This window comes from Stenotrophomonas sp. 82F1 (assembly GCF_056861525.1).
The window spans coordinates 1-26314 of record NZ_JBSPUD010000018.1; the positions used below are offsets into that span (position 1 = coordinate 1).

Genomic DNA, 26314 nt, shown 5'->3' on the forward strand with positions numbered 1-26314 from the left:
CCCCGCCCTCCCACGGAATGCCCGCGGTTGCTGTTGCTTCGGCAGTTGCTGTTGCTTCGGCTTCGGCCTCTGCAGGTGCCGGGCGCAGCCCGGCCGTAACCCCTACAGCACCCGATACGCGCGCTCGGCCGCATCGAATACATTGCCCGGCGCGAACTGCTCGCCCAGGTAGTGCAGTGATTGCCGGTGCTGCTGCAGCGAGCGCTGCGCCGCGCCGGGGCCCAGCAGCATCTGCTCGAATTCGATCAGGTCCTGCAGGATGCGCCAGTGCCGATACCATGCGATCCAGCGCGGATCGCCGAGGTCGTCGCCATATCCCTCGGCGAAGCCCAGCGGATGCTCACGCCCCCAGCGGCCACCCACCGCAGCGCCAACAAACATCAGGTCGCGCTCGCGCGGGGCCAGCGCCAGGCCGTCCCAGTCGATCAGGTGCAGCGCATCGTCCTGCCCCATCAGCAGATTGCCGGCGTGCAGATCGGTGTGGCACAGACAAAGTGCGGGTGCTTCGTCCTGCAACGCACGACGCAGTGCTTCAGCACGCTGGTGAAGTTCGGCGATGCGCGGCCGCTGCTGCTGCCACAGCGCCAGGAACGCACTGCCGGATCGATCCTGCGCCTGCGCCAGCGTCGAGGGATCCTGCAACCACGCACCCACCGTATCGACCGCCGCGGTTTCAAGCCGCAGCGTCGGCAATGCCTGGCGCAGCGCCGGCGGAATCCCGGCCTCATGCAGGCGCCGCAGCACCTCGCCCAGCCGGCGCCATTGCGCACGGCTCAGCGGTGCCTCGAAGCCCGACTGCCCTTCGATATAGGGGAACAACGTGAACTGCAGGCCCCAGCGCTGCACCGAGGCACCGCCGGCCAATGCCGGCCAGGGCGCCACGATCTCTTCGATGCCCAATGTGCCGCGCAGCCAGTGCAGGCTGTCCCAGACCGCTGGCGCAACCTGGAAGTTGCGGCACTTCAACCACCAGTGGTCATGACGGGCGTCGATGCGGAACACGCACGCATTGGCGTCGGCGCCCACCGGACGCGGCACCACCGCCGTCGCGTTGATGTCGTAGGACTGCTGCAGGACCTCTACGATCTGCTGCGCCGAAGCGAATGACATGGAGGCAGGCGTGCTCTGGTGACGACACCTACTATCGCAGATGGCCCTGCATCCGCACAGGCTAACGGGTCACAACATCGGTGTCCTGCGACGAAATAACTAGCCAGCGACGCGTCGCATCACCGCTTCCAACGGACCGCGCGCGAACTGCCATGACCACAACCAGGCTGCTGCGGTAGCCAGCATCACGAACAGCAACGCGGCCATCAACACCCACGACAGGCTGGCGCTTCCATCCAGCAGACCGAGCGATTCCAGCACGCCCATGCCAATCAGGATGTGCGCCACGTACAGGCTCAGCGTCATCCGTCCGGCTGCGGTGAACGGCTCCAGCCAATCACCGGGATGCAGCCGCACCAACCACAGGCACGCGGCGATCAATGCACACGCCGCACCTGCGCCGGTCAGCAGATACGCCGGACCGGGCGGCATCGGCTGCGTCGCCAGCCACAGCTGCCACACCGTGCCGTGGCCCCATTGATGCAACGCCTGGCCGGCGCCCATCAACAACAGACCGAGCAACAGCAGGGCGCGCTGCACCCGTGGCTGCGACAGCGGCAGCCGCGCCAGCAGCATGCCCAGCAGGAAGAAGCACAACCACGGCAGCACGGGATGGAAGCCGTTGAACAACAGGTTGCGCATCGCACCCGGCCATTGCCATAGACCTTCGTAAGCCAGCGTCTGCCAGTTCCAGCCCTGGCTGTAGTCCCAGCGCAGCAGGGCCCAGAACGAGACCAACGCCAAGGCAGCCATGCTGCCCAGCAGAACACGGGGCGACGCGCGCAGCCACAGCACCGCCACCGCGAAGTACACCGCGTAGTAGTGCAGGATGTCGGCGGGAAACACGGTCAGGTTGAGCAGGCCGAGTACGGCCAGGAACACGGCCCGTCGCCAGGTCTGCATGCTCGCCTGCCACCACGCTTGCCGCTGCGTGGCCAGCACCAACCCCACCCCGGCCAGGGTCACGAAGGTGGCCGAGGCCTTGCCTTCCAGCAGGCGGAAAAATCCAGCAAGCAGCCCGCCACCATCGGCCTCGACGGCCATCGCCAGACGGAAGTTGACCAGCACCATGCCGGCCAGCGCGAGATAGCGCGCGAGGTCCAGTCCATGCAACCGCCGATCGTCACTGCTCACGAACGGCCTCCGAGCAGCGCCGCCAGCAGGCCAGGATCAAGCACGTCGGCATCCGCAGCGCGCGCCTCGCCCAACCCCTGCCGCAGCGCATCGCTTTCGATCGCATCCAGCAATACCTGCGCCTGCAGCGTCGCCGGCAGCGCAGGACGGCGGCGCTCACGCCTTGCGACCTGCTGCAGGGCCTCGGCCAGCCCCCGCTGCAACTGCGCGCGGTTGCCCGCGAATGCCGCCGCCACCGGCGGATTGCGCGCGCTCTCGGCCAGCACTTCCACACTCAGCAGCGCCCATTCCGGCTGCCGACACAAGGCATGGAAATCCTGCAGGAATCCCTGCACCTGCGCCCGTTCGCCATTGCAGTCCGTCAACCGTTGCAACAGGGGCTGCAGTTCATCCTGTTCGGCTTCGGCCGTAGCCAGGATCAGCGCCTCCTTGCCGGGAAAGTGGTTGTAGAGATTGCCTAGGCTGACGCCCGCCGCCTGCGCGATGTCGCGCATGCTGGTCTGGTGGAAGCCCTTGGCCAGAAAACACTGCAGGGCAGCCTGCAGGATCTGCGATGCACGCTGCTCATTGCGGTCGGTTCGGTTCATGCCGCAAACAATGAACGAACGTTCGTCCATTTAACAGGGCAGCCAAAGCCTCCGGCCAGTCGCCGTTCAGGCCGCCGCGCTTGACCTCAACCGCAGTTGAGGAGCGATCCTGCCGCGCCCTGCAGCGCCTGTGGATCTGGCATGCCCCTAGAAGAATTCGTCCAGCAGCCGGTAGAACGCCAGTCGATCTTCATCGGCGGGCATGCCATAACGGACCAGCAGCGGTGCGACCCAACGGGTGTCGCCGTAATTGTGGACCAGGCTGCGCGCGGCCAACGCCAGGTCCTGGCAACGATCAGCCACGCCCAGCCGGCCACAATCGATGAAGCCGCTGAAGCGGCCGTCGACCGCCAGCAGATTCGGCAGGCACGCATCGCCGTGCGCTACCACCAGATCCTCATCCGCCGGACGGGTTGCCAGCAGTTCGGCATAGACCTGCTCCGCGCTCTGCCCAAGGCGTTCATCGTCGAAATCATCCGCATCGACCTGCCCCGCCGCCACGCGCGCGGCTACCGCCGGCAAGCGCGATGCCAGGCGATGATCGAACGGACACGCGGCGACTGGCAGCGCATGCAGGGCGCGCAGCGCGTCAGCCAGCAGCACGACCACCTGGGCCGGCTCCAGCGTCGGCGACGATGCCAGGTCATGGCCGGGCAACGCACTCATCAGCAGCCAGCGGCGACCGCCCTCCTCCGCCGTATCCAGCACCGTGGGCACCGGCTGTCCCTGTGCCCGCAGCCAGTGCAGACGCAGGATCTCGCCCTCCAGCTCGCTGAAGGCATCGATCACTTCCGATTTCAGGAACGCATCCGGCAGCCCCGGACGTCGCACCCGTGCCACATCCGCGCGCGATACGCCGATGCACTGCATCTCGATCTCTGCATCGCGCAGCGCGCTGCGCCACTGCGACGGCAAGGGCATGACATCGCCATCGCTTGATCCTGCTTCCATCTCCACCGCTCCGGCCCCGGTCACAGCCTGGATTCTCTCCGAAGCGGACACTGCACAGCAAAGGACATCGCATGAAACTCATGGTCATCGGCGCCAGCAAAGGCCTCGGCCGCGCCTTCGTGGAAGGCCTCTGCCAGCCCGGCGATACCGTCATCGGCGTGTCGCGCACACGCCCCACGCAGCTGGACTGCAGCGAGGGCGTCGACCTGCACTGGATAGAAGCAGACCTGAGCCAGCCGGCACGGGCGGCCGCCAGCATCGCAGCGCAGGCGCCGCCGGATCTCGATGTGCTCATCCACAATCTCGGCATCTGGGAGGAGACCGCATTCAGTGACGACTACGATTTCCTCAACGAACGTGACAGCGCGCTGGCGCAGCTGGTGGACGTCAACATCACCGCCACCCTGCTGCTGCTCAAGCAGCTGCTGCCGCGCGTGCTCGGCGGACGCCGCCCGCAGCTGGTGTTGACCGGCTCGACCTCGGCGCTGCCGCGCAGTGGCCGCCCCGAGGTGGCCTTCGGGGCGTCCAAGTTCGCCCTCAACGGCATCGCCGACGCCCTGCGCGAAGGCTTCCGCCAGCAGCGGCTGGCCGTGACGACGCTGCAGCTGGGCTACCTGAACACCGACGATGCACTGTCGGTGCCCCTGCAGCAGGCGGCCGCGCGCGGCAATGGCGAGTACGTGCCGGTGCACGACGTGGTGTCGATGATGCGCGCCCTGCTGCATCTGTCGCCCTCCAGTTTCGTCCGCGAGCTGGTGCTGCCTGCGATCGCCGATCCGCGTTACTAGCACCCAGCGCACGCTGGCATCCCCGGTTTGGCCGCAGACGCGGCCGTGGTTTACCCTGCGGCTACTGGCAGTTGGCCGCACACAGGACCGGCTATGGCTATGGATGCGCTATCACGGGTTTCGACCCGGATCCTGGACAGCGCCCTGCCCAGCCTGCCGCTGTACCTGCTGCAGGCAACCGCAGTGATCGGCATGATCGGCGTGTTCCTGATCGCCACCCGCCGCCGCGGTGAAGCCATCGAAGGGCGCCGCGTCTACATCGGCGTGATTCTCGGCCTGATCCATCTGTTCAATTCCTGGTTCGTGGCCGGCTACGCGCAAGGTGTGGTCAAGCTCAACCTCGGCATCGACATCCTGCTGATCAGCGGCCTGCTGGGTGGCTGGCGCGGCGGCGTGACCTGCCTGCTGGCCAGCCTGCTGGCGCGCTACCAGTTCTCCGGCGCCCAGTACTTCCTGCCCGTCAGCCTGGAATCGGCGCTGCAGGTACTTGCAGGCATCTGGCTGCGTGGGTGGATGTACCCGCGCATGCTCACCCACCTGTCGCTACGGCTGATCCTGCAGGCCTGGGGGGTGCGCATCGCGGTGACCCTGCTTGGCCTGGCGCTGGGCGTGGCGATCATCGGCAGCGCGCAGCTGCCCCTGCTGGAACTGGCCACCCAGCGGCTGCTTGCCCTGCCGGTGTCACTGCTGGTGCTGGCGGCGGTATTCGCACTGGTCTACAACGACGCGCAGATCGATGCCCAGCGCCAACGCGAACATGCCTGGATGCGCATCGATCCGGTCAGCGGCCTGCCCAACCTGCGCGCCCTCGACGAGCGCCTGCAACGCCACTGGCGCAGCAGCGAAGACCATGGCAATGCGTGCCTGATCGTGACCGAGATGGGCAACCTGCAGGACCTGCTGCTGCGCTATGGCCCGCTGAATGACAGTGGCGTGTGGAATCGGCACAACGCCGAAGCCGTGCATCGCACCCTGCTGCACGCAAGGCCGACCGGCACGATGGAGGTCTATCAGTTCGGTGACAGCGCGCTGGCGATCCTGCTGTTGGACGCCAGCCTTGCCGATCTCCGCGCGGATACCGAACTGCCTGCGCTGGCCGACCGGTTGTCCACGGTGATCGGCGATGACTGGCCGGGCTTCCGCCCGGTGTTCCGCTGCGCGGTGGTCGAGTTGCAGCCACCCACGCAGGACGACAGCTCCATCCCGTTCCGCGCCGTCACCCTGGCCTTGAACACGATCGACTCCGGCGTGGTGTTCTTCGACGATCCGATCCAGCGCGACAGCGAAGTGGATGCACTGATCGAGACCGCACTGGACCACTGGCTGCAGCACGCCGACGCACCGCTGTACTACCAGCCGAAGTTCCGCCTGCATGACCGCCACCTGGTCGGCGCCGAAGCGCTGTTGCGGATGCGCGATGGCGACGGTCACCTGATTGCGCCGATGCGGGTGGTTTCGCTGCTGCGCCGCCGCGGTCGCCTGGCCGAACTGGAATGGGCCACGCTGCAGGCGGCCACCGCCTTCCTTGGCCGCTGCAGGGATGACGGGCACACGCTGACGATCGCGGTGAACGTGTCCGCCGAATCGCTGCGCCAACCCGGCTTCGGCGCGCGCCTGTGCAGCTTGCTGGAGCAGCAGCGCATACCCGGCGCGATGTTGCGGCTGGAAATCGTCGAGTGGACCGAGATCGTCGAGCGCGACGTCGTCGACGCCAACGTCGTCGTTCTATTGGCCGCTGGCATGAGCCTGTCACTGGACGACTTCGGCGCTGGCTATTCGACGCTGATCCTGCTGTCACAGCTGTCAGTGGCCGAGGTCAAGATCGAGCGGGCGCTGATCGCCACGCTATCCGATGCCAAATCGCAGTCCATCGTCCGCTTCATCGTGGAGGTGGCGCACCGCTGCGGCGCCGTCGTCGTCGCCGAAGGCACCGAAACCACGGCACAGGAACACCTGCTGCGCGCGCTGGGAGTGGATGTCGGCCAGGGCTATCTGTATGCACACGCCCTGCCGCCGGAACAGTTCCGGCAGCTGGCGTGAGGGCCTTTCAGGCAAGGCGCATCGACAGTTCCACATCCTCAGCGAACGGTAGCGACAGATAGCCGGCGCTGCCCGAGCGCATGCGCTGCTGGTAGCGCGGGCTGTCGTCGGCATTGTCGGCCACCACCAGCGCGCCCGGGCGCAGACGATCCTGCAGCAGGTCCAGCACATCGTCGTACAGCACCTTGGCACCATCGAGCAGCACCAGGTCGATCGTATCGGGCAGATCCACCGTCAGCGTCTCCAGCGCATCGCCCACGCGGATCTCCACCAGGTCGTCCAGGCCCGCTTCACGCAGGTGGGCGGCGGCGCGGCGCGCCTTCTCCGGCTCGAACTCGGTGGTGATCAGCCGGCCACCGCCGTTGTCACGCAGCGCCGCGGCCAGATGGATGCTGGAGATGCCGAACGAGGTACCGAACTCGACGATGCTGCGCGCGCCACTGCTGCGCGCCAGCAGGTACAGCAGGTTGCCGGTTTGCGGCGATACCGGCAGCCACAGGTCCTTCAGCAGCTCGCCGTACAGGCGCCGGTATTCGGTGCGGCTGCCGAGCAGTCGCTGCCGCTCTTCGGCGGAAACGGCGGTCAGGCCCGGGCTGAGCGCGCTGTCGGCTTCGGTGAACAGGCGCGCCAGCAGGGGCGCGACCGGGGCGGAAATCAGGGTGGACATGGACGGATGTTCCTTTCGGTGGCGGGGTTAGAATGCGAATGATTCGTCGCAATCAAGAATACGGACGATCCCCCGTCCCGCCTATTCGCATTGGAAAAGCCCCATGTCCGAACGCCGTCCCCCGCAGATTTCCTCGAGAAAACAGCCTCGCCAGTCACGATCGAACGACCTGGTCGCGGCCATCCTCGAAGCCGCTGCTCAGGTTTTGAAGCACGAGGGTGCCCCCCGGTTCACCACCGCGCGGGTAGCCGAACGCGCCGGCGTCAGCGTCGGCTCGCTGTACCAGTACTTCCCCAACAAAGCAGCGATCCTGTTCCGCCTGCAGCACGACGAGTGGCAGCAGACCGGCGCGATGCTGCGCGACATCCTGCAGGACGCGCGGCAACAGCACCTGCAGCGCCTGCGCACGCTGGTGCATGCGTTCATCGAATCCGAATGCGAAGAAGCGCAGACCCGCGGCGCACTGAACGATGCGGCGCCGCTGTACCGCGATGCGCCGGAAGCACAGGAAGCGCGCAGCGAAACCGACGATGCGATGCTCGCGTTCATCGCCGAGGTGCTGCCGCAGGCCCCGGCGGCCACACGGCAGCTGGCAGTTGATCTGATCGACACCACGCTGGGTGCCACCGGCCGCGAATTTTCCAGTGAACCGCGCACCGCAGCGCAGATACGCAGCTATGCCGATGCGGTGGCCGACATGTTCTGCGCCTACCTCCGGCATCTGGGCGCGCACTGATCTCGCAGTCCCGGATTTACACCGCGTAGAAGCCCAGGAACATCGCCACCGCCGACTCCGCAACGCGCGTGCGTTCGGCCGGTGCCAGCGGCGCCTGGCCCATCGTCACCTGCGGCCAGAACGCGAAGCTCTTCACCAGCCCCTGCAGCTGATGGCCGGCAAATTCCGGATCGACCTCGCGCAGCCGCCCATCGGCAATCGCCGCACGGATCCACGCGCTGACGCCACTCTCCTTCTCGCCCATGCGGCAGACGATCGCCTGCGCACGCTCGGGCGAATGGATGATCTCGGCCATCGCCACCCGCGCCAGATCGATGAAGTTGGCATCACCCAGCAGGTCCAGTTTCTGCCGCAGCAGCTGCAGCAGCTGCACCTCCAGCGGCTGGTCGGCGCGGTAAGGCAACTCGACGCTGGCCACGCTGCTGTGCCACAGCTCTTCCAGGATCAGCGCGAACAGTTCTTCTTTGCTGGGGAAGTGGTTGTAGACGGTGCGCTTGGAGACACCCGCCACCGCCGCGATGCGATCCATGCTGGTCGCCTCGTAGCCGGCCGAACGGAACTCCTCCACCGCCGCGCGGACGATGGCCTCGCGTTTGCGGTCGGTAAGGCGTTGCGGGGCACGGGACATGGCGGGACCAGACAGCTGAACGGATTCCCCTATTTTACACCCGGCAGTGTACTTTCCGAAATCTGGAAACTACACTGTGCAGTGTACCCTGCGGACGTCACCCATGAAGCGCCTGCTCCTTGTCCTCCTGCTCGGAATCCTCGCCGTGACCGCTTATACCTTCTGCAAATCCTGGTCCCTCCCCGACTTCCCCGATTCGCCGCAGTACCGCGAAGGCAAGTTCCGCAACGCCCTGCCGAAGCCGGCGATGGGCCTGCGCGACGGCCTGGAGATCTGGTGGACCTTCCTGTTCAACAAGCCCAAGGGCACCGTGCCCAACCACCCCATTCCGGTGCAGGCGCTGGACCGCGCCACGCTGGACGCGGCACCTGACCGCAGCCTGTTCCGCCTGGGCCATTCGACGATCCTGCTGAAGCTGCGCGGCCAGTACTGGCTGACCGATCCGGTGTTCTCCGAACGCGCCTCACCGGTGCAATGGATGGGCCCGGCGCGCTTCCATGCACCGCCGATCAGCATCGACGAACTGCCGCCGATTGCCGGCGTCATCCTCTCGCATAATCACTACGACCACCTCGACCACGCGGCCGTGATGAAGCTGGCCGGCAAGACCGCGCGCTTCATCGCGCCGCTGGGTGTGGGCGATCAGCTGATTGCCTGGGGCGTGGATGCGGCCAAGGTTGAACAACTGGACTGGTGGCAGTCCACCGAAGCCGCTGGCCTGCGCCTGACCGCCACGCCCGGCCAGCATTTTTCCGGCCGCGGTCTGGGTGACAGCGATCGCAGCCTGTGGGCCTCGTGGGTGATCCAGGACGGCGACTTCCGCATCTTCTTCAGCGGCGACACCGGCTACTTCGATGGCTTCAAGGCCATCGGCGAGAAGTACGGTCCGTTCGACCTGACGATGATCGAAACCGGCGCCTACGATCAGCGCTGGGCGTTCGTGCACATGCAGCCCGAACAGACCCTGCAGGCGCACCTGGACCTGCGCGGCAAGTGGCTGCTGCCGATCCACAACGGCACCTTCGACCTGGCCCTGCACGAGTGGCAGCAGCCGTTCGAACGCATCAGCGCATTGGCTGCGGCAAAGAACGTGCCGGTGGCCACGCCGATGATGGGCGAGGTATTGGACATGCAGGCACCGACCGCGGGAACGCGCTGGTGGGAACGGGTGGAACTGTAACGGCCTGTCGCGCAGCGACCCTCAGCCGGGATGGCTAATCAGCCGCTCCTGCTCCTTCGCCACATTGATCTGAAGCGCCGCAGCAGCGAGCTCCGCCAGCTCGCTGCTGACCTTCTGGCTGCCGCGCGCCTGCATCCACGAAAGAATATCGGCCAGGTGCCAGATCGACGCGCTGCCCTCGTGCACCGGTGCCGGAAACGTCTGCGGGTGCGCGAGCAGCAACTTGCGCATGTTCTGCCGTGACATGCCCAGCAGATCAGCAACGTCCGTCAGCCCTACCAGATCGGGACTGACTTCGATCAGCTCTGCATCGGGTACGGCACGCTGGACGTCTGCCAGCGCGGAAAGCACGGCCTCCCGCGCACTGGCCGCCTGGCGGCAGAATTCAACCGCCAACCTGCCCGGCCTGCCAATGCCCAGCAGCGCATCATCACAGCCGGCATCGGCAAGGCGTTGCTCAAGCGAGCCAGCGTCGGTACCTGAATCCGGCAGACGATATTTGAGAATGAAGGTGAATTCCATCATCGACGTGTCCTTGGGAGGATGCCGGGTGCGTCATCGCTCACGGCTGCAGTTCTCGACAGCGCGACACAAGGCTCGCGCATGGTTCAAGGCATTCCGGGGCGTGCTCCATATGCTCACCACACAGAATTCGCCACATCGGCAGTCCTTGTCGTTGTAGGGACAGTACATTCGTTCCCAGGCATGACTGCCGCCGATCCGCAGCCTCCATCCACGCGATTCGGCGAAACGGAGAGCCGCTTCAATGTCTTTGTCTGGATGGCGCGAACGGGGCATTCCTTTCCCTCGAACTCTGGATGTGATTGCACAGGTTGTCAAGTGACAACCTATAATGGGTGGGCTTGGTCGCTTCGACCCTACAGCCTCTCCGCCCGGGTTCCAGAGCCATCCCCGTCAGGGCGTACACGCAGCGTGCATCGCGATCCGGCACATCACTGGTTGCGCGAACGGATCTGTGCGCATTCATGAAACCTCGGGCCGGAACGCATCCGAGAAATATTGCGACGCGTCATGTAACCGGTTACATCCCTTGCTAGCGTAGGCCCGCCCGTTCCCGGGCCCTGCTGATGTGAGGCCTTCGCAATGACGTTGTGCGCTGACCGCTGGACCGCTCCCCGCCTGCCGAACCGGCGCCTTGCCGCGGCCCTGCTGCTCGGCCTCTCACTGGCCGCCACCGCCACCGCCACCGCAAAGAACCTGCCACCGCGCGCGCAATGGCAGGCCAGCGCGTCATCGCAGCAGGTTCCGGCGATGGCGATCCGCCACCTGATCGACAACGATCCGAAGACGGTGACCGGTGGAGCGTTCAGTCCCGGCCACTGGTTCCAGATCGATCTCGGCAAACCGGCGATGCTGGCCGGTGCCCGTCTCACCTGGGATGTCTCCAACCCCGAAGGCTATTCACTGCAGACCTCGCTCGATGGCAAGCAGTGGCAGACCGCCTATGTCATGGGCGATTCGCTGGGCGGCATCGAGACCCTGTATTTCGCACCGCGCCAGGCCCGCTATCTGCGCCTGGCCAGCCCGCAGCGCACCTCCGACTGGGGCGTCTCCATCTTCGAAATGGAACCGCTCGATGCCGCGCTCACTGCACGCGTGACCGGGCTGGATGCCGCCCAGTCCGCGGCGCTGTGGCAGGGTGGCGGCTCGGTGGCCATCCCCGCTGGCAAGGGCGGCATCCATACGCTCGACATCACCCTGCCCCGTGCACAGCCCAGCACCGGGCTGGCGGTGGACTGGGCCAACGTGCATGGCGCTGCACGCCTGCAGGCACAGGATGCGCAAGGCCGCTGGCACGAACTGGCGCGCGATGCGCAGGCGGCGACCCGGCAGCAGAGCTGGCTGGCGGCCGACGCGCCACTCGACCTGCAGGCACTGCGGTTGACCGTGGAAGGCGATGCCCCCCAGGTCAAACGCATCCGCCTGCTCGGCCCGAAGGCGGTGATGACGCCGATGAAGCGCTACCAGATCGCCGCCAGTGGCGCGCAGCGCGCGTTGTTCCCTGCCTCGTTGCACATGCAGCAGACCTACTGGACCGCAGTCGGCGTGCATGCGGGCCGGCAGAAATCGATCTTCGACGAATACGGCAACATCGAGGCCTACAAGGGCGCACCGCTGGTGCAGCCGATCTGGCGCAATGCCGATGGCCGCGCGGCGGGTGCCGCCGAACAACCGGTGCAGCACGCGCTTCGCGATGGCTGGAAGCCGATGCCATCGGCCACCTGGTCACCGCAACCGGGGCTGGAACTGCACAGCGAGGCCTTCGCCATCGAGCGCGATGGGCAACCGGTCACCTTCGTGCGCCATCGCCTGCGCAACACCGGCAGCACGGCCGTCGAAGGCACGCTGACCCTCGCGGTGCGACCGATGCAGATGAACCCGCCGTGGCAGAACGGCGGGCTGTCGCCGATCCGCGAAGTGGCCGTTGCAGGCAACGCCGTGCGCGTCAATGGCCGTACCCTGCTGCAGTCACTCACTGCGGTGGATGCCGCCGGCGCCGCGCCCTTCGGCAACGAAGGCGACACCGAGATCACCTCGGCCATCGCCAGCGGGCAACTGCCTGCCGCACAACAGGCAAGCGATGCCGCAGGGCTGGCAGCGGCGGCGTTGAGCTATCGCGTCCGCCTGGCACCCGGTGCCAGCGATGCGGTGGTGGTGGCCTTCCCGCTCGGTACCGCCACCGCCGATGCCAATGGCGTGCTGCCGCAGGCAGCGGCCCTCGACCTCGCCTCGCTGCCGCGCGATGGCGACAAGGCCTTCGACACGCTGGCCAGCCGCGCCTCCGCCGATTGGCAGGCACGCCTGGGCCAGGTCGGCCTGCGCCTGCCCGACCCGTCGCTGGTGGACATGCTGCGCGCGCAGGCCGCGTACATGCTGATCAACCAGACCGGCCCGGCGATGCAGCCCGGCCCACGCAACTACAACCGCTCCTTCATCCGCGATGGCATGGCCACCTCGGCCGTGCTGCTGCGCATGGGCGAAGCCAAGGTGGCACGCGACTACCTGGCCTGGTACAGCGAACACGGCGTGCACGGCAACGGCCTGGTGTCGCCGATCCTCAACGACGATGGCAGCGTCAATACCGGCTTCGGCTCGGACATCGAGTACGACAGCCAAGGCCAGTACGTCACCCTGGTGGCCGACGTTGCACGGCTGGATGGCGGGCCGGAAAGCGTGCGTACCTATCTGCCCAAGGTGAAGGCCGCACTGCGCTTCCTGCAGGAACTGCGCGAACGCACGCTGGTGCCGGGCTATATGGCCGACCAGCCCGCACCGGAGCGCTTCGCCGGCATTCTTGCGCCTTCGATCAGCCACGAGGGCTACCCCTCGCCCACCCACAGCTACTGGGACGACTACTGGGGCCTGAAGGGCTGGCATGACGGTGCGTGGCTGGCCGAATCACTGGGCGACCACGAAACCGCGAAGTGGGCACGCGAACAGTACAAGGCGTTGTATGACGCCCTGCATGCCTCGATCCGCGCAACGATGGCATGGAAGGGCATCGACTTCATTCCCTCGTCGGCCGACCTCGGCGATGGCGACCCGACCGGTGTGTCGATCGCACTGGACCCGACCGGCGCACAGAGCGTGCTGCCCGCCGAGGCCCTGCGCACCACCTTCGCCCGTTACCTGGACGATGTGCGCAAGCGCAACCAGCCCGGTGCGCTGTATGCCTACACACCGTATGAAATCCGCAACGTGCTGAGCTACGTGCACCTGGGCCAGCCTGAAGCGGCCGACGAACTGCTGCAGGGCCTGCTGCACGATCGCAGGCCGCTGGAATGGCAGGTGCTTGCCGAGGTCGTGCATTCGCGGCTGCGTTTCCCGCGCTACCTCGGCGACATGCCGCACACCTGGATCGGCGCCGAATACGGCCGCACCCTGTTCGGCATGCTGATGCGCGAGGACGATGATGCGCTGTCGCTGCTGCCGGGTACGCCGCCTTCCTGGGTGGCCGGTGAAGGACTGGCCGTGGACCGCCTGCCCACTGCCTATGGCACGTTGCAGCTGCAGGCGCGCCAGGGCGATGGCCTCTTGACCGTCTCGCTCGGCAAGGGACTGCGCAAGGGCACGCCGGTACGTGTGTGGTGGCCGAGCCGCACCCTGCCGAAGGACGTGCGCGTCGACGGGCGATCGGTACAGATTTTCGACAAGGACGGGGTGCTGCTCGATGGCCCGTTCCGTATGCTTGAGGCACGCTGGCAGTGACGCCAATGCAGGAACCGAAGTGATCGAACTTCTACTCAATGGCGGCCCGGTTGCCGCCGCCACTGACCAACAGCTGGCCAGTGCACTGGCGCTGGCCGCATCCATGCCCCAACTCGAGCTGTGGGCATCGGTGCCCGACGGCCCATCGCTGTGCATGCTGCGCAATGCGGAGCACGCGTGGCTGATGTACCTGCGCGAGCCCGGCGACGACGGCTTCCATTCCTGTGGAAACGAACACCGCGCCGGCAACGCCTATTTCCGGCTCGACAACGGTCAGGTGGATGGCTATCCGCTGGCATGGTGCATCGACATCGAGGCGTGCTTCGCTGCGATCCGCTTCTTCCACGGCAATCGAGGCGCCCGCCCGCAACACATCGATTGGCAGTCCTGACTCCGGTAGAGGCCGACCTTGGGCGGCGTGCCCCGCCTGGCATTCCGGTGGGTGCCAACCGTTGGTTGGCACGCCTGCATCAAAACCCCGGCAACCCCGGCGGATTGGTCTGCGACTGCGGCACCGCCTCTTCGGCTACGTTCCAGCGCGCCAGCACCTTCGCGTAGGTGCCGCTGCTGATCTGGGTGTTCAGTGCCTGGGTCACCGCGTCGGCCAGGCCGCTGCCCTTGCGGGTGGTCACCGAGATCGCCGCCGCATCCGGCCAGCCGCCCGGGAACAGGCCGACCCGGCGCACCTTGCCATCACGTGCCGAATAGGCGCCGGTAGCATTCGGCTCGAACGACACATCCGCGCGACCGGTGATCACCGCCAGCCGCCCGATCACCGCGTCATCGAAGTACTGGTACTCCACCGGTTTCAGGCCCGCGGCAATGTTCTGCTTGTCCCATTGGCGCAGGATCTGGTCCTGGTTGGTGCTCGCCCCCACCACCACTTTCAGCCCGGCCACGTCGGCGGGCGTGGCGATCTTCTGGATCGGCCCATCGGTGCGGGTATAGATGCCCAGCAGATCGAAACGGTAGCTGGAGAAATCGAACTTCTTCTTGCGCTCTTCAGTGACCGTCACGTTCGACAGCACCGCATCGTACTTGCCCGATTCCAGCCCCAGCGGCCAGTCGGCCCAGGCCACCGGCACCACCACCAGCTTCAGGCCGAGGCCGTCTGCGATCAATCGTGCGATATCGGGCTCCACGCCCACCACTTCCTTGCTGTCGGCACCGTAGTCCGCCAACGGCAGCTGGCCGGGATGGGTAGCGATGGTGAACGCACCCGGTGTGACGAAACGGTAGCCGGCCGGAATCAGCGCTTGTGCCTTCGGATCGGGCGTGCCCTTCAGTATCTCCGCGTTGCTGGCTGCAAGTGATGTCGCCGCAACGGGCACGCCATCGGGGCCCTGGCGTACGCGCGAGTAGACGATGCCGGCGATGCCTATGACCAGCACACCGACGATCAACAGGGTGCTGCGTGCGGGACGTCGCTGCGATGCTGGGCTCATGGGGTTTCTCGAAAGGGGTTACAGGGTCTTGGCCAGGAAATCGGCGGTGCGTTGCTGGCGCGGGTGTTCAAACAGCGCGTCCGGCGTGCCCTGCTCGATCACCCGGCCCTGGTCCATCATCACTACGTGGTCGGCCACGCGACGGGCGAAGCCCAGTTCGTGGGTGACGATCACCAGCGTTGTGCCGGAACTGGCCAGTTCCTCGATCACGCTCAGCACCTCCGACACCAGCTCCGGGTCCAGCGCGGAGGTGGGCTCGTCGAACAGCAGCACCTTCGGCTGCAGCGCCAGCGCGCGGGCAATGGCCACGCGCTGCTGCTGGCCACCGGACAGCTGGCGTGGGAAGGCATCGGCCTTGTCGGCCAACCCCACCCGCTCCAGCAGCGTGCGCGCCTGCTGCTCGGCCTGGGCCCGCGAAATGCCGCGTACCGCGATGGGCGCTTCGATGATGTTCTCCAGCGCGGTCATGTGCGGGAACAGGTTGAAGCCCTGGAACACCATGCCGACTTCGGCGCGGCGCCGGCGGATCTCGCTTTCCGGCAGCTCGTACAGCGTGTCGCCGTCGCGGCGATAGCCGATCAGCTGGCCGCCCACGGTGACGAAGCCACTGTCAGCGCGTTCAAGATGATTGATCAGCCGCAGCAGCGTGGACTTGCCGGCCCCGGACGGACCGATCAACACGGTCACGCTGCCGGCCTTCAGCTCCAGATGCACGTCATCCAGCACCGTCTGCTCGCCGAAGGCCTTGCCCACACCCTGCAATGAAACGGCAGCGCCAGTGCCCGCCTCGATCGGCACGGCAAAGGCCGCGCGACTGGGTACCCGTGCGCTGGGCGGCGCTACGGGACGCGGTGGCGTCGACGGTACCCGCGACACGTTGCGCTCATGCTGCAGCTGGCCGCGGGCGAAACGCTGCTCCACCCGCCGTTGCAGCAGCGACAGCACCGTCAGGATCACCAGGTACCAGACCGTGGCCACCATCAGCAGCGGCACCACCTCCAGGTTGCGGCGGTAGATCACCTGCACGGTATAGAACAACTCCGGCAGCGCCAGCACGTAGACCACCGACGTGCTCTTGGCCAGCCCGATCACATCGTTGAACGCCGCCGGCAGGATCGAACGCATCGCCTGCGGCAGGATGATGCGGCGCACCTGACGGCCGCGCGGCAGGCCCAACGCGGCGGCCGCTTCGTACTGGCCGTGGTCGACCGACAGGATGCCGCCACGGATCACTTCCGCCGAAAACGCCGCCTGGTTCAAGGTGAGGCCGAGTACCGCCGCAGTGAACACGCCGATCAACTGCGTGGTCGGGTACGAGAACAGGCTGATGCCGGTGAACGGCACGCCCAGTTCGATGGTGCTGTACAGGTAGCCCAGGTTGTTCAGCAGCAGCAACAGCACCAGCAGCGGGATCGAACGGAACAGCCACACGTAGCCCCACGACACCGCCGACAGCAGCGGTGAGCCGGAGACTCGGGCCAGGGCCAGCAGGGTGCCCAGCGCGAAGCCGAGGCCGGTACCGAGCGCGGTCAGCAGCAAGGTCCGCCCCAGTCCTTCCAGTACCGGGCGGGCGAAGAACCATTCGGCGAACGTGCCCCAGCCCCAACGCGGGTTGCCCAGCACCGACTGCAGTCCGATCAGGATCAGCGCCAGTGCCAGCACCGTCCCGATCACCTGCAGCGGGTGCCGCGCCGGCACGATCTTCAGCGTTGCGGCCGGCTGGCGGGGAATGCCCTCGATAGCGGTGGACGGCGTGCTCATGCCACCGCTCCGTGCAGTGCGATGTCGGGCGTGACGCCCACCTGCGGCTGCCGCACCAGCTGTTTTTCGAACGGCAGGTGCGCGATGGTTTCCGGGTCAGCATCCAGGTCGAACAGCGCGGTGTAGCCGTGGCTGAGGTACAGGCCAACCGCCTCCGGCTGGCGGAAGCCGGTGGTCAGGAACACGCGCCGATAGCCCTGCCGCGCGGCCTGGTCTTCCAGTTCCTGCAATACGCGGCGGGCGATGCCCTGCCGGCGCAGGCCGGGCAGCGTCCAGATGCGTTTGAATTCGGCGGTATCCTCATCGCGATGCGGCATGAACGCGCCGCCGGAGATTGCTACGCCGTCGCGCAGCAGCAGCACGAACGCACCCACCGGGGCCGCGAAGGCCTCCGCAGGATAGCGCTGCAGCTCTTCGCGGGCGCTGCCACCAATCCGACGGCGCACGTCCGCGTACCGGTTGTCGTATTCCTGTTCCAGGCCGTCAAACAGCGGCCGCGCCAACGGGTCATCCACCGTGGTGTACAGAAAGCGATCGTTGTCGTACCGCACGCTCATGCCACGTCCTCCACCAGGTAGTGCTCGGCCAGGCGCGCCCACAGGCTGGCCGCCGGGGCGATGGCCGCATCGTTGAACACATAGCGCGGGCTGTGCAGCGGCGCGCTGTCGCCGTTGCCGACGAATACGAAACTGCCCGGCCGCGCCTGCAGCAGGAAAGCGAAGTCCTCGCTGGCGGTACGCGGTGCGAAGGACTCCACCACCTGCCCGGCGCCGAAGCCCTGCACCGCCACCTCGCGGATGTAGGCGGTCTGCTCCGGGTGATTGATCACGCTGGGGAAGCCGCGCGGGAATTCGATCTCGGCACGCGCACCAAACGCGGCGGCGGTCTGCTCGGCAATGTCGGTCACCCGCCGACGCAGCGTATCGCGCACCTCCGGCAGGTACGCGCGCACGGTCAGCTTCAGCTCAACCACATCGGGAATCACGTTGGCGGCCTGCCCACCGTGGATCGAACCGACGGTGACCACACCCATCTGCCGCGGGTCGACATTGCGCGACACCACGCTCTGCAGCGCGGTGATGATGTGTGCAGCGGCCAGGATCGGGTCGACGCTGCCCTGCGGCTCGGCGCCGTGACCACCCTTGCCGATCACCCGCAGCCGCGCCCAGTCCACCGAGGCCATCGCCGGTCCGTCGACGAAGCCGAAGTGACCAACCGGTACGCCCGGCCAGTTGTGCAGGCCATAGATAGCATCAACCGGGAAGCGTTCGAACAGGCCATCGGCGATCATCTTCGAAGCACCTGACCCGGTTTCCTCGGCCGGCTGGAACACCAGCTGCAACGTGCCGTCGAATCGCCCGTGATGCGCCAGGTAGTGGGCGGCCGACAGCAGGATGGCGGTGTGGCCATCGTGGCCGCAGGCGTGCATCAGCCCTTCGCGCTGGCTGGCATAGGCCAGCCCGGATTCTTCATGGATCGGCAGCGCATCGATGTCGGCGCGCAGGCCCAACCGGCGACTGCCCTGCCCGCGCTGCAGCGTACCGACCACACCGGTGCCACCGATGCCGGTGCTGACCGCGTAGCCCCATTGCTGCAGCAGTTCCGCCACGCGGGCACTGGTGCGGTGTTCTTCGAAGGCCAGTTCCGGGTGCTGGTGCAGGTCATGGCGGATCGCGATGGCCTCGTCGGCACGTGCCGCGATCTCGGGCAGTACGCCCGTTGCCGGCGCATTCCGCCGGGCATGGCCGGGCGCTACCGAAGTATCTCCGCTCATTGCCTTATCCCACCTTGCGCGCCGGCTCGGCGTCGGTCGCATACCGGCTTGCCTTGCGTGGCAGGCCCAGGTGGTCGCGCAGGGTCTGTCCTTCGAGCTCGCTGCGGTGGTAGCCGCGCGCTTCCAGCAGCGGCAACACCAGCGTTACGAAATCATCCAGGCCTTCGCGCTGCGCGGCGAAGCCGAGGATGAAGCCATCGCTGGCGCCGGCGTCGAACCAGCGGATCAGTTCGTCGGCTACGTGCTCCGGCGTCCCAATGAAGTTCGGCCGCGGGCTCACTGCCTGCAGTGCCACCTGGCGCAGGCTCAGGCCCTGCTCGCGCGCGTCCTGCTTGATGCGGTCGGTGGTGGAGCGGAAGGAATTGGCACCGATATCGCCCAGCTCCGGGAACAGCGCGTCCGGGTCGTACTGGCTGAAGTCGTGGTGGTCGAAGAAGCGGCCGAGATACGCCAAGGCATCATCCAGCCCGGCCAGCGCAGCAATCGCCTGGTACTTGGCCTCGGCTTCTTCCGCCGTACGGCCAACGATCGGGCCGATGCCCGGGAAGATCTTGACGTCACCGGCGCTGCGGCCATGGGCGATCGCCGAATTCTTCACCTTCTGGGTGAACGCACGGGTCTCCTCCAGCGACGGCGCGTGGGTGAACACCGCATCGGCGAACTTGCCGGCCAGCGCAATGCCATCGTCGGACGAACCGGCCTGGAAGATCACCGGCTGCCCCTGCGGCGAGCGCTGGATGTTGAGCGGGCCTTCCACCTGGAAGAAGTGGCCTTTGTGGTCGAGGCGACGGAACTTCTCCGGTGCGAAGAACGTGCCGCTGTCGCGGTCGCGAACGAATGCATCGTCATCCCACGAATCCCACAGGCCCTGCACCACCTCAAGGTACTCATCGGCAATCTGGTAGCGCAGCGCGTGTTCCGGATGCGGGCGGCCGTAGTTGCGGCCCGAACCTTCCAGCGGCGAGGTCACCACGTTCCAGCCGGCGCGGCCACCACTGAGCAGGTCCAGCGACGCGAACTGGCGCGCCACGGTGAACGGATCGCTGTACGAGGTGGACAGCGTGCCGGCCAGACCGATCTTCTTCGTTGCCGTCGCCAGTGCCGACAGCAGCGAGATCGGCTCGAAACGGTTGAGGAAATGCGGGATCGACTTCTCGTTGATGTACAGGCCGTCAGCAACGAAGCCGAAGGCGATGCCGTTGTCCTCGGCGGTACGCGCGATATCGATGTAATAGCCCAGGTTGACGCTGGCATCGGGCGCGTTGGACGGATGCTTCCAGGCATGCATATGGCTGCCGGGGCCCTGCAGCATGATGCCGAACGGGATGGGACGCGGGGTCGTGCTCATGGGGTCGCTCCAGCAGTCAGGCCACCGCCGCGCGGGGTGCGGGCGACAGCAGTTCAAGGGACGTCAGGCGTGCGTCGAGGTCGGCCACCGGCGCGTCGAGGATGAATTCACCCACGCCGAAGCGCCGGTGCAGCGCATCCAGCTCGCTGCGTACGTGCTGCGCGTCGCCTGAGAGCACGCTGGGGCGTGTTTCTTCGACGCGGAAGTCAGTGACACCCACCTGCCGTGCGTACTCGGCAGCGGCCTCGGGGCTGGGCAGGTTCACCGTCTGTCCGGGGCCCAGGTGCAGCTTGTAGACCCGCAACGCGCCGATATGGCGCGCAGCGGCCTCGCTGGTGGGCGCGGCGAAGGCCACGGTTGCCAGCAGGGGTGCATGCGTGGACACCGCGCGATATGCCTCGAAGGCGGCCTCGATGTGTTTCGGGTCGCCGTCGAAGTGCGCGGCATACACGAAGCGCCAGCCAAGTTCGGCCGCCTGCCGCGCGCTCTGCGGGCTGGCGCCCAGCAGGAAGCGCTCCGGCGCCGTCTGCGGAATCGGCCGCGCCTGCGCATCGGCCTGCGCATCGGACAGATACCCTTCCAGGTCGCGCAGCTGCTGGTCGAAATCGGCGAATGCCGGGCGACCGGCGGCCAATGCGGCAGTCGATGCCGGCAGACCGCCCGGTGCCTTGCCCACGCCCAGATCCACCCGCCCCGGCGCCAATGCGGCCAGCAGGTTGAAGTTCTCGGCCACCTTGTACGGTGCGTAGTGGCGCAGCATCACCCCGCCACTGCCGATGCGGATGCGCCGGGTCTGCGCCAGCACCCACGCCGCCAGCACTTCCGGTGCCGGGCTGGCCAGCGTCGGCGCCGCGTGGTGCTCGGCAAACCAGTAGCGGTGATAGCCCAGCTGCTCGGCGCGCTGCGCCAGTTGCAGGCTGTTGCGCAGCGCCTGTTCCGGCGTGCTGCCGTCGGCCACCGGGCTCTTGTCCAACACGCTGGTGAGGTAGCTCATCGTCACGTCCTCGCTCAGGGATGGGCCACGGGAATGCCCAGCAGGCCGTTCAGTGCCGCCAGGATCGGTTCGGCACCGGAGATGTACTGGCGCTGCTGGTACTCACCACTGGCGTACTCATTGACCACGCCCTGCGGCAGCACCAGCTTCGGCAGCGACTGGTCCTGCTCGCCGATCTCGGCGATCACCTCGCGGCGCGGCCGGCTGAAGCCGATGCGGCGCACATCCAGTTGCGCGTCGAGGCCGTCGATGCTCGACAGCGCACCTTCCAGCAGCAGGCTGTGCCGGCAGAAGAAGCGTTGTCCGGGCAACTGGCCGTCCTCGAACTCGCGGTCCAGCAGGAACAGGATGGGTTTGTGGGTTGCGTCTACAGCCACGGAATCGTCCTCGTAGGGGCCGGCAATGCACTGCCGCTTCGACATTGATGCTAGAGAAGGAAGGCCGGATGCCAGCGCCAGAACTCGACAATCCACGGTCGGATCCGGCCATGCAGATGCAGGTTGGCAATAAGCAGACTGCCGGCCGTTATGGGCGCTGGTAGCATCACGCCGCTTGCGCGGGCGCGCGCCAACCCAGCGCCGGCGCGATGTCCTCGATCACCGTGGTGAGGATGCGCCGGTAGTCCTGCTCGGGCAGCTCATAGGGCAGCTCCACGCGAAGCTCGTCCACCTGCTGCAGCAGCGGATCGGCCTGCAACCGCGCGATGATCTGCGCCGTGCTGCCGACCACGTCGGGCGCGAACATGGTGCGGCGTGGCCCTTGCGGCGCCAGAGTGCGCGCATGCCGCTGCGCACTGAAGGCGTCGATCCGCTGGCGCGTGGCCGCATCCACATCCTCGGTGGGCACCAGCACCCGCCCTACCGCCACGCGACGCGTGCTGCCCAACGGCAGTGCCGCGCGATAGGCCTGCAGGTGCTGCAGCTGGGCACCGAAGAAGTCATCACTCAGCTCGGCGCGGTTGACGTTGCCCAGCAGCAGATGCAGCCCCTGCGCACCCGCCGAACGCGCCGACTGCAGAGAGCCAGCGCCATACCAGACCCGGTCCACCAGCCCCGGCGCATGCGGCTGCAGTCGCGGACGATAGCGCGTGGCCGCATTGCCGACCTCGGCGTCGGCGGCACCCAACGGCTCGCCACGCAGCGCCTCCAGCAACCGCGCTACCCGGCCATGGGAAAAGTCGATGTGCGCAGGGTCGCTGTCGTACAACAGTGGCCCAACCAGTTCCCCGTGTGGCGGCGCGCCGGTACTGACGCCCACCTGCAGCCGGCCACCGGCCAGCGCGTCCAGCAACGACAGATCCTCGGCCAGACGGAACGGTGTTTCATAGCCCAGCTGGATCACCGCACTGCCCAGCTCGATGCGCGTGGTGTGCTGGCTGGCCGCCGCCAGGAACACCGCTGCCGAGCTGATGCCCGGCTCCAGGTGGCGGTGGCGCACCCACGCGCCGTCATAGCCCAGCTGTTCGGCAAACGCGATCAGCGCCAACGTCGCGTCCAGGCCCGCGCGCGGTTGTTCAGGCAGATAGCTTCCGGGCGTGAGGAACGCCAGGTGCCGCAGCTGCACCGCCACGTCCTAGGCGATCCTGCGCAGCGGCGCCGGCAGCGTTGCCGCCAGTGGCGCCACGTGTCCCGCTGCACGCTCGGCCGCCAGTTGGATGCGCGCCTGCAGTGCAGTACTGTTGATCTGGTCGCCGTCGAAGTCGGCCGGCGTGGCATACACCCCGATCGGCAACGTATGCGCCTGCAGGAAGCTGAAAAGCGGCCGCAGCTGATGGTCGATCACCAGCGCGTGGCGCTCGCTGCCACCGGTCGCGGCCAGCAGCACCGGTGTATCCACCAGCGCGTCCAGCTCGATGAAGTCGATAAGGTGCTTGAACAGGCCCGGATAGGACCCGCGATACACCGGCGTGGCCGCTACCAGCAGCTGCGCCGATTCAATCGTGGCCAGCGCGCGCTCCACCTGTGGCTCCACTTCACTACGCTGCAGCGCCTGCCCGAGCGAGCGCGCGATCGGTGCCAGCTCGACCAGCTCCACGCTGATGTTGACCCGCTCGCGCAGCTCTTCCAGCAAATGCCGCACCAGCAGCAACGTGCGCGAGTTGGCCGACGCCGTCGGCGAACCAATCAACGCAACCACATTCAATGCAGATGACATGAAACGCTCCCATGTAGCGCCGAGCCACGCTCGGCTGCGTGTTGCATGAACCTCAGAACCGGTAGTTGACGCGCCCGTACCAGAACGTGCCGACGTTGCTCAGCACATCACCGCTGTCCCAGGTGGTCTCGATGCTGGCCACGTCGGTGGCGCTGCGTGCGTACGCGGGCACCTTGCGGGTGCGCTTGTCGAACAGGTTGTTGATGCCCAGCGCGGCGCTCCAGCCCGCACCCAACTCCACACCACCGGACAGGTTGGTCACCAGCACCGGCGGCTGCTTGTACTCCACGCCGTTGTTCAGGCGCTTGATCGGGCCGTAGTAGGTGAAGTCCACGTTCGAACGCCAGCGCCCGTTCTGCCAGCCCAGCCCCGCCACCTGCGTGTACGACGGCGTGCGGAAGCGCAGCGCGTACTCGCTCGACTTGGTCAGCAGGTTGATGTTCGGCAGCCCCTGCAGCGCCTGCGGAATCGCGCTCACCTTCTGGATGGTGGTGCGGCCCACGTTGGCCGCATAGCTCCAGCGCAGCTTGCCCCACTGTGTTTCCTGGTTCGCTTCCAGGGTCAGCTCCACACCGCGCGTGCGGGTGTCGCCCACGTTGGTGAAATAGCTGGCGTAGAACGCATCGCCGGGCAGGATGCTGATGCCGGCCGTACCCAGCAGCGCATCAATCGTGTTCTTCTGCGCGGCGGTCAGCACCGTGCCGCTGTTGTCGGTCACCCGCGCCGGGTCCTGCGCGTTGTAGCCGATCTGGCTGGACTGACCGAGCTGGCCGCGGATGTCGATCTGGTACGCATCCACCGCCAGATGGAAGGCCGGGCTCGGGTCCCAGGTCACGCCGAGGCTGTAGTTGGTGGCTTTCTCCGGCTTCAGCGGCGTGGCGCCCAGCGCCACCGCTGCCGGCGAAGCGACCTGCGCCACCAGCGTTGTACCGCACGGGCAGCTGCCGGTGGCCTGGTAGAACTGCGCCCCCAGGCTCGGCGCGTGGAAGCCGTTGCTGACCGTGGCACGTACACCCAGCGCATCGGTGAGGTCGAAGCGCGTGGTCAACCGACCGGTCGATACCGTGCCGAAGTCGGAATGGTCTTCCCAGCGCGCGGCCGCATCCAGGTACCAGCGCGAGGTGATGTTGGTCGCCGCACCTGCGTACACCGCCTTGCTGTTGCGGGTGGCCTTCACCGCATCGGCGGTGGAATAACCTACGAAGGCGGCTGCACCGAAGCCGGTGTACGACTCCCACTGCCCTGCCCCGCGCTCGTACTGCTCGTGCTGGTACTCGGCACCGGCACTCACTTCCAGCGGCGATGCGAAGGCCGCCACCTCGAAGCTGCGACGCAGGTCGAGGTTGGCGATGCCCTGCTGGTAGTCCAGCTTGCCGTCGTAGAAGTCGGTGGGCGAGCCGGGGTATGGCAGCGAATAGTTCACCGAATTGCGCGTGTAGGTACGTACCGTATTGCGGTTGCCGGTCAGGCTGACGTCGTAGTCCCAGCCGGCAACCTGGCCCTTCACCCCGGCCGTGCCGGTGTACTGCTTCTCCTTGGTTTCCAGCACCGGCAGGAAGCCGTCGGGAAACACGCTCAGCACGCCCGGCGCTCTGTAGGTGGTGAAGATCGTTGCCGGCAGCCGGAAGTTCTGGATCGCCTGCGCGGTACGGTCGCTGGCGGTGGCATTGGCGTAGAACTGCGCGTTCTCACCCAGCCCATGGCCCACGTTCACCGCGAAGGCCTTCAACGCATAAGACGGCGAGCTGAGGATGATGTTGGCCTCCGCATCGCGTCCGGCCTCGGCCGGGTTCGGCGCCGCTCCGGCCGGCAGCCGGTTGTTCGGTCGCAGCGCCACCAGGTTGCCGTTGCCGTCCACCGCGGGATAGCTCAGGTAGCCATCGATGTAGCGCCGCGTGCGTATCGCATGGTGCTGGCGCGTGCTCTCACCGGACAGGTTGATGAAGCCATCCTCGCCCCAGGGCAGACCGATGTTGGCGCGCACGCTGGTGCGGCTGCCGTCGCCATCGGTGCTCTGCCCGCTCTCCACCGACACATCGCCACCGTGCGCCTGCGATTTCAGGATCACGTTGATCACCCCGGTGATCGCGTCCGAACCGTAGATGGCCGATGCGCCATCACGCAGCACCTCTACGTGGTCGATGGCCGATACCGGAATCAGCGCCAGATCGGCCCAGGCGTGGCCCGGATAGCCGCCGCCGTTGGCACCACTGACGTACGCACTGGCGTTGCGGCGCTTGCCGTTCACCAACACCAGCGTGTAACCCGGCGACAGGTTGCGCAGCTGGTAGCCACGGATCAGGCTTTCCTGGTCACTTTGATAGCCACCAATCTGGCTCAGCGATGGCAGGCTGCGCTGCAGGGCTTCAAGCAGATTGGCCTGGCCGGTAGCCGCCAGGTCTTCAGCCGATACCACGTCGATCGGTGTCGAACTGTTTTTCACTGTGCGCGTACTGGTTCGCGAGCCGGTCACCACCACCGCATCCAGCGTGGACGCGGCAAGGTTCGCAGAAGTGGCAGTGGTCGCCGACGGCGCATCGGCATCAGCCGCATACGCCGGGGCAGCGGCCAGGGCGGCCGCAATCAGAAGGGAGAGCGTGGACAGCGCAGGAATATGGGCAGCAGGCATGGGGGCTCGTGGGGGTGGGCCGGAGACACACCTCCATTCAAGGGCCCACGCCCAACGCGCAACAGCGGATATCGCGTCATGTGACCGTCACATCGCGCCAGCCACATGACTGCTGGTAATGAGGTTAGGCGGCCGCGCCGGTGCACTACTGTCTGTAG

The 26314-nt window shown here is 66.8% G+C and carries 23 protein-coding genes; 6 read left to right on the forward strand and 17 right to left on the reverse strand.

The features are described from left to right. Positions 1–102 precede the first annotated feature (102 nt). The 4 genes from AC13GI_RS15925 to AC13GI_RS15940 all read right to left on the reverse strand — a co-directional run bounded on the left by AC13GI_RS15925 (position 103) and on the right by AC13GI_RS15940 (position 3752). Positions 103–1110 (reverse strand): phosphotransferase, encoded by a 1008-nt coding sequence (locus AC13GI_RS15925; protein WP_482996791.1) that lies wholly within the window; start codon positions 1108–1110, stop codon positions 103–105. A 99-nt stretch (positions 1111–1209) separates the two neighbouring features. Next, a complete protein-coding gene (locus tag AC13GI_RS15930; RefSeq protein WP_482996792.1) occupies positions 1210–2244 on the reverse strand; it encodes a DUF418 domain-containing protein in 1035 nt (344 codons plus the stop codon). After that, positions 2241–2831: a TetR/AcrR family transcriptional regulator gene (locus AC13GI_RS15935; RefSeq protein ID WP_482996793.1), complete on the reverse strand. Its 591-nt coding sequence runs from the start codon at positions 2829–2831 to the stop codon at positions 2241–2243. The genes AC13GI_RS15930 and AC13GI_RS15935 overlap by 4 nt, the downstream gene beginning before the upstream one ends. Before the next feature lie 147 nt (positions 2832–2978). Next, the gene (locus AC13GI_RS15940) at positions 2979–3752 is read right to left on the reverse strand and encodes an APH(3')-II family aminoglycoside O-phosphotransferase (protein ID WP_482996843.1); all 774 of its coding nucleotides are present in this window, start codon (positions 3750–3752) and stop codon (positions 2979–2981) included. Between the two features lie 101 nt (positions 3753–3853). Between AC13GI_RS15940 and AC13GI_RS15945 the strand changes: the two genes are divergently transcribed. Beyond that, on the forward strand, positions 3854–4570 hold the full coding sequence (locus AC13GI_RS15945) for an SDR family NAD(P)-dependent oxidoreductase (RefSeq protein ID WP_482996794.1): 717 nt from the start codon (positions 3854–3856) through the stop codon (positions 4568–4570). 99 nt (positions 4571–4669) lie between these two features. Continuing rightward, on the forward strand, positions 4670–6610 hold the full coding sequence (locus AC13GI_RS15950) for an EAL domain-containing protein (RefSeq protein ID WP_482996844.1): 1941 nt from the start codon (positions 4670–4672) through the stop codon (positions 6608–6610). Between the two features lie 7 nt (positions 6611–6617). Here the strand turns inward: AC13GI_RS15950 and AC13GI_RS15955 are convergent, their stop codons facing one another. After that, on the reverse strand, positions 6618–7277 hold the full coding sequence (locus AC13GI_RS15955; protein ID WP_482996795.1) for an O-methyltransferase: 660 nt from the start codon (positions 7275–7277) through the stop codon (positions 6618–6620). 103 nt (positions 7278–7380) lie between these two features. On the opposite strand from AC13GI_RS15955, the gene AC13GI_RS15960 reads away from it, so the two are divergent. Further along, positions 7381–8013, forward strand: a complete 633-nt coding sequence (locus tag AC13GI_RS15960; protein ID WP_482996796.1) for a TetR/AcrR family transcriptional regulator — start codon at positions 7381–7383, stop codon at positions 8011–8013. Positions 8014–8029: 16 nt separating this feature from the next. Here AC13GI_RS15960 and AC13GI_RS15965 read toward each other — a convergent pair whose 3' ends face one another. After that, positions 8030–8641, reverse strand: coding sequence for a TetR/AcrR family transcriptional regulator (locus AC13GI_RS15965; protein WP_099821306.1), 612 nt, complete (start codon positions 8639–8641; stop codon positions 8030–8032). A 103-nt stretch (positions 8642–8744) separates the two neighbouring features. Here AC13GI_RS15965 and AC13GI_RS15970 point away from each other — a divergent pair, with 103 nt between their 5' ends. Continuing rightward, complete coding sequence (locus tag AC13GI_RS15970) at positions 8745–9821, forward strand: MBL fold metallo-hydrolase (RefSeq protein ID WP_099821305.1); 1077 nt, start codon at positions 8745–8747, stop codon at positions 9819–9821. Positions 9822–9842: 21 nt separating this feature from the next. On the opposite strand, the gene AC13GI_RS15975 is transcribed toward AC13GI_RS15970, so the two are convergent. Continuing rightward, positions 9843–10343 carry a helix-turn-helix transcriptional regulator gene (locus AC13GI_RS15975; protein WP_482996845.1) on the reverse strand — a complete coding sequence of 167 codons (501 nt, stop codon included), beginning with the start codon at positions 10341–10343 and terminating at the stop codon, positions 9843–9845. Positions 10344–10925: 582 nt separating this feature from the next. Here AC13GI_RS15975 and AC13GI_RS15980 point away from each other — a divergent pair. Beyond that, on the forward strand, positions 10926–14051 hold the full coding sequence (locus AC13GI_RS15980) for a discoidin domain-containing protein (protein ID WP_482996797.1): 3126 nt from the start codon (positions 10926–10928) through the stop codon (positions 14049–14051). After that, entirely contained in the window at positions 14014–14442 is a 429-nt protein-coding gene (locus AC13GI_RS15985; RefSeq protein WP_482996798.1) for an Imm1 family immunity protein, read from the forward strand. The genes AC13GI_RS15980 and AC13GI_RS15985 overlap by 38 nt, the downstream gene beginning before the upstream one ends. A gap of 79 nt (positions 14443–14521) precedes the next feature. On the opposite strand, the gene AC13GI_RS15990 is transcribed toward AC13GI_RS15985, so the two are convergent. The 10 genes from AC13GI_RS15990 to AC13GI_RS16035 all read right to left on the reverse strand — a co-directional run bounded on the left by AC13GI_RS15990 (position 14522) and on the right by AC13GI_RS16035 (position 26156). Further along, on the reverse strand, positions 14522–15496 hold the full coding sequence (locus tag AC13GI_RS15990; RefSeq protein WP_099821301.1) for an ABC transporter substrate-binding protein: 975 nt from the start codon (positions 15494–15496) through the stop codon (positions 14522–14524). A gap of 18 nt (positions 15497–15514) precedes the next feature. Beyond that, complete coding sequence (locus tag AC13GI_RS15995) at positions 15515–17257, reverse strand: amino acid ABC transporter permease/ATP-binding protein (RefSeq protein ID WP_482996799.1); 1743 nt, start codon at positions 17255–17257, stop codon at positions 15515–15517. Continuing rightward, positions 17254–17814 (reverse strand): GNAT family N-acetyltransferase, encoded by a 561-nt coding sequence (locus tag AC13GI_RS16000; protein WP_099821299.1) that lies wholly within the window; start codon positions 17812–17814, stop codon positions 17254–17256. Before AC13GI_RS16000 ends, AC13GI_RS15995 begins: the two co-directional genes overlap by 4 nt. After that, a complete protein-coding gene (locus AC13GI_RS16005) occupies positions 17811–19031 on the reverse strand; it encodes a M20 aminoacylase family protein (protein WP_482996800.1) in 1221 nt (406 codons plus the stop codon). Before AC13GI_RS16005 ends, AC13GI_RS16000 begins: the two co-directional genes overlap by 4 nt. Positions 19032–19035: 4 nt before the next feature. Then, on the reverse strand, positions 19036–20379 hold the full coding sequence (locus AC13GI_RS16010; RefSeq protein ID WP_482996801.1) for an LLM class flavin-dependent oxidoreductase: 1344 nt from the start codon (positions 20377–20379) through the stop codon (positions 19036–19038). Between the two features lie 16 nt (positions 20380–20395). After that, positions 20396–21373 (reverse strand): LLM class flavin-dependent oxidoreductase, encoded by a 978-nt coding sequence (locus AC13GI_RS16015; RefSeq protein WP_251477910.1) that lies wholly within the window; start codon positions 21371–21373, stop codon positions 20396–20398. 14 nt (positions 21374–21387) lie between these two features. Continuing rightward, the gene (locus AC13GI_RS16020) at positions 21388–21750 is read right to left on the reverse strand and encodes a DUF3088 family protein (protein ID WP_191078940.1); all 363 of its coding nucleotides are present in this window, start codon (positions 21748–21750) and stop codon (positions 21388–21390) included. Positions 21751–21916: 166 nt separating this feature from the next. Next, entirely contained in the window at positions 21917–22942 is a 1026-nt protein-coding gene (locus tag AC13GI_RS16025) for an LLM class flavin-dependent oxidoreductase (protein WP_482996802.1), read from the reverse strand. Between the two features lie 3 nt (positions 22943–22945). Then, positions 22946–23527 (reverse strand): FMN reductase, encoded by a 582-nt coding sequence (msuE, locus tag AC13GI_RS16030; RefSeq protein ID WP_482996803.1) that lies wholly within the window; start codon positions 23525–23527, stop codon positions 22946–22948. Between the two features lie 52 nt (positions 23528–23579). Continuing rightward, positions 23580–26156, reverse strand: coding sequence for a TonB-dependent receptor plug domain-containing protein (locus AC13GI_RS16035; RefSeq protein WP_482996804.1), 2577 nt, complete (start codon positions 26154–26156; stop codon positions 23580–23582). Positions 26157–26314: the final 158 nt, after the last annotated feature.